The organism is Bartonella sp. MM97QHHN (assembly GCF_042194285.1).
Classification (GTDB): domain Bacteria; phylum Pseudomonadota; class Alphaproteobacteria; order Rhizobiales; family Rhizobiaceae; genus Bartonella.
Window position 1 is genome coordinate 1 of record NZ_JBHIMS010000035.1, and the last position, 1,026, is coordinate 1,026.

Annotated in this window: 1 pseudogene; it reads left to right on the top strand. The window is 40.4% G+C overall.

The features are described from left to right. Positions 1–1,026: pseudogene (locus ACFIJW_RS02040) on the top strand (hypothetical protein); the annotation flags it as partial.

The window sequence follows — 1,026 nt, forward strand, 5'->3', positions numbered from 1 at the left end:
TTATGGCAATGTTGCGGATGCGTTAGCAGGAGTAGGGACGTCTTTCACGAATATTCATAAAGAAATTAACAAAGTCGTAGGCGATAGCTTAGTTAAGCAAGATGAAAAGACGCATGTTATTAGCATTGGAGGCGAAAAAAGTGGCACGAGCATTACCCTTTCCAATATTGATGGAGCGGAACGGACTCTTTCTGGAGTGCGTGGTGGAGCGATTTCAGAAACATCGACGGATGCGGTGAATGGTTCACAGCTTTATTCTATGAGTAATGTCTTAGCGTCCTATTTAGGAGGAGGAGCGGGCTATAAGGATGGGAAATGGAGTGCACCGGAATTCAAGGTTGCACAATTTAAGAGCGACGGTAGTTCAGATGAGAAGACGAGCTATGATAATGTTGCAGCTGCGTTTGATGGTGTGAATATAGGTATGACCAATATCAACAATCGTATTCATGATGTTGAGAAGAATGTTGCATCCAATGGTTTAAATTGGAATGAAACTGAAGGAGCGTATGACGCGAAGCATGATGACAAGTCGAGCAAGATTAAGAATGTCTTAGCTGGTAAAGTTGAAGAGAATTCACAAGAAGTTGTGAATGGAGGTCAGCTATGGGAGACGAATGAGAAAGTGAAAGAGGTTGAAAAGAAAGTAGATACGATTGATCAACATGTAAAAGATATTACAACAACGGTTATGGATGGAGCGGTTAAATATGACAAAGATGATGATGGTAAAAAGACGAATAAGGTTACGTTAGTAGGAGGCAATGACAGCGAACCTGTTATGATAGATAATGTAGCGGATGGAAAGATTGAAACAGGTTCTCAGCAAGCTGTTAATGGTGGTCAGTTGCATGATTATACTGAAGAGCAGATGAAGATAGTTCTTGAAGATGCCAATAAGTATACGGATGAGAAAGTTTCTCATATTGTAAAAGATGGAGTTAATGAGGCTAATTCGTATACGGATATGAAGTTTGAGACATTGAATTATGCTATTGAGGATGTTCGCAAGGAAGCAAGACAAGC